Source organism: Kitasatospora sp. NPDC022856, from assembly GCF_055561235.1.
Map to the genome: position 1 here is coordinate 1 of NZ_JBVHHE010000122.1, position 2074 is coordinate 2074.

Consider the following 2074-nt stretch of genomic DNA (forward strand, 5'->3'; position numbering starts at 1 on the left):
GGCTCTGGCGCGAGTTCCGTGAAAGCACCACTGCTCCGGTGACGGCGTCAGGGCAAGTCAGGTAGGAAGAGGTCCAGCGACGGGCCTTCCAGGGCGATGGCTGTGAGGCCGGTGGTAGTGCCGGACGCGTGTTTCTCACCGGGCTCCCAGCGAACACCGTCGCCGGCTGCAACGGGGATCTGGTGGCAGTCCGGGCCCGCGACCCAGCCTTCGCCAGTGATCACCAGGAAGAGCTGGCTCACCGGGGCAGGATGGGAGCCGATGGTGCCACCGGGCTCGATGGTCAGGCAGGTCAGATGAACAGACCCCTCTCCGGCGGCGACGCGGGTCGCGGTGGCACCCACGCTGTCGAAGCGGTCGATGACCTTCTCCGCGCGGTCGAAGTGGAACATCTCCAAGAGGGACTCCTCGCAAGATCCGGAAGGCACCGATCGTACGGGGAGACACTCACCGTGCCGACAGGAGGACGCGCTTGCGCAGGAGGTCGAGCTTGGCGCGTCCGAACATCTGCCTCTTGAGCATCTTGATCCGGTTGACGTGGCCCTCGACGGGGCCGGAGTTCCAGCGAAGCGTGAGGCCGGCCATGACCGCGTCCCAGTCCTTGCGCAAGCCGGTGGCGAAGCCTCGCAGCTCGGGCAGGGTGCTCGCCTCAGCGTCCGCAGTCCACTGTTCGAGTTCCTCCTGACCACGCCGGTTCACGAGGATCGAGGCGAATCGGGAGACGAGGTCACACGCCTCGTTCAACTCCCCGCAACGGAGGCGTAGTTCCTTCAGGAGGACTTGCTGTCCCTCGGATCGGTGATCGGGGTGGGTGAGGATCAGCCGAGTCACTTCGCGGACCTTGGGGATCGGCGGGCGGGTGGTCGGCTTGGCATTCTCGCGTAGCCGGTGCACGAAGCGTCGTATCGTGCGCTCGCTGACGGCCAGGCCGCGCTCGGAGAGTTCACGGTGGAGCCGTAGTGCGCTGTGGCAGCCCTCGTTGAACCGGGCGATCAGGTAGGCGTCGTGGCCTTCCAGGCTGGTCTGCCGGCCACCCGAGGGCCCCGCGCCGATCAGCTCGTCCGCTGTAGCGGCCCGCATGAACTTCCGCACCGTCTTCGGGTCCAGATGCAGCTCGGCGACGATCTGGCTGTGCCCCATGCCCCCGTCCATCAGCGCGTGAACGGCGGCATGACGCTCGCGGGTGCGCCGAGCCCGCGGTCCTTCGGGCAGTTCCACCTTCTCCTTGTCCGGCGCGGGCGGAACCCACCGAGCACGCAGACGGGCGACCAACCGCTCAGCCGCATCGCCGAGGTTCGCCCAGAGGTGGTACCTGTCCGCGACCTGCGTCGCAGTGCCGGCACCGCGGGTCGCACCCTCGGCGTAGTAGGCGGCGCGGTCACGGCAGATCACCTCGACACCGGGGTGCTCGGTCAGCCAGTGGGCCAGGGCGTCGGCGGACCGCTCGGGCAGGACCTCGACGGGACGGCGACCCTCGATGTCGATCAGGACGGTGCCGTAGTGGTGGCCCTTGCGCAGGGCGAAGTCGTCGACGCCGAGCACGCGGACCCGCTCGGTGGCCGGGTCTGGCAGCGCGCGGATCAGGCGTATCAGGGCATCCCGGCCGATCCCGACTGCCAGGTGCTCGGCCAGGCGGGCTCCGGCTCGGCCGCCGAGTGCGAGGGCGACGGCCTCGCGAACCTTCCGCAGCAGCACTGTGCACCGTCCGTAACGGAACGTCAGGCCGGGGATCTGCTCGGCGAAGGTCCGCCGCCCGCAGTCGGCGGTGTCACAGAAGAACCGGCGGACCCGCAGGTGCAACACCAGCTCCTGGCCAGAGACCGCCGAATCGCTGACCCGCCGCTCGTACCCACTGTGGACACGTCCTGACCAGCTCCCGCAGCCCGGACACTCCGCCCCCGGCGCCCGACCCCGAGCGTGCACCCGCACCGACCGGCCAACCGGCCTGATCAAGTCCACACTCAGCAGCGCGAACTGGGGGAACAAGACGGCCAGGAGATCAGCGACAGACACTCATCATGATCGACAATCATCAAGATCCACGGGCGGCTTTCACGGAACTCGCGCCAGAGCC

General features: G+C 68.7%; 2 protein-coding genes. Both read right to left on the reverse strand.

Features of this window, described 5'->3' with window-relative positions; genetic code table 11:
* Positions 1-47 precede the first annotated feature (47 nt).
* Positions 48-392: a cupin domain-containing protein gene (locus ACZ34W_RS38580; RefSeq protein WP_465611161.1), complete on the reverse strand. Its 345-nt coding sequence runs from the start codon at positions 390-392 to the stop codon at positions 48-50.
* 55 nt (positions 393-447) lie between these two features.
* Positions 448-2013 carry an ISL3 family transposase gene (locus ACZ34W_RS38585; RefSeq protein WP_465611159.1) on the reverse strand — a complete coding sequence of 522 codons (1566 nt, stop codon included), beginning with the start codon at positions 2011-2013 and terminating at the stop codon, positions 448-450.
* Positions 2014-2074 lie beyond the last annotated feature (61 nt).